The organism is Pseudomonas sp. EA_65y_Pfl1_P113, from assembly GCF_963970525.1.
GTDB classification, from domain to species: Bacteria; Pseudomonadota; Gammaproteobacteria; order Pseudomonadales; family Pseudomonadaceae; genus Aquipseudomonas; species Aquipseudomonas tritici.
Map to the genome: position 1 here is coordinate 1 of NZ_CAXAQM010000645.1, position 439 is coordinate 439.

Here is a 439-nt window from a genome sequence, read left to right on the forward strand (position 1 = left end):
TCCTGACGAGATCCGGCACCGCGTTCTGCACCATGTGGCCGAGATCGGGCAGCACGATCAGCTTTGTGTTCGGCACTGTCGCAGCGAACGGGCGCGCGTGGATGTCGGTCTTCACCGTCGCGTCGGGCTCGCCGGCGATGATCTTCACCGGCACCTTGATCTCGCCATAACGCGGCGCCTGCGCGGCGACCGCCGCCTTCAAAGTCATCAGATCATAGGCGTTGGCCAGGAATTCGCGCGGGCGCAGCAGCAGCGGCGTGGCGGAGTCCCTGACGAAGCCGTCCGGCATCGTCTGCGGCAGGAACACGCTGCGCGCGCCCGGCTCGGCGAGGAACCAGCCCAGCGGCAATGTGATCGTGTAGGCGAGCAATGGCCCGACCACCGGCGTTGCGATGATCTCGTTGTAGCGGCCGACACCGCCGCGCCAGGGATAGGCGAC

The 439-nt window shown here is 67.2% G+C and carries 1 protein-coding gene; it reads right to left on the reverse strand.

Annotation, left to right across the window (positions count from 1 at the left end; all coding sequences use genetic code 11):
- Positions 1-439, reverse strand: a 439-nt coding sequence (locus AACY52_RS31530; RefSeq protein WP_339561583.1) for an alpha/beta hydrolase, incomplete at both ends; no start/stop codon positions are given.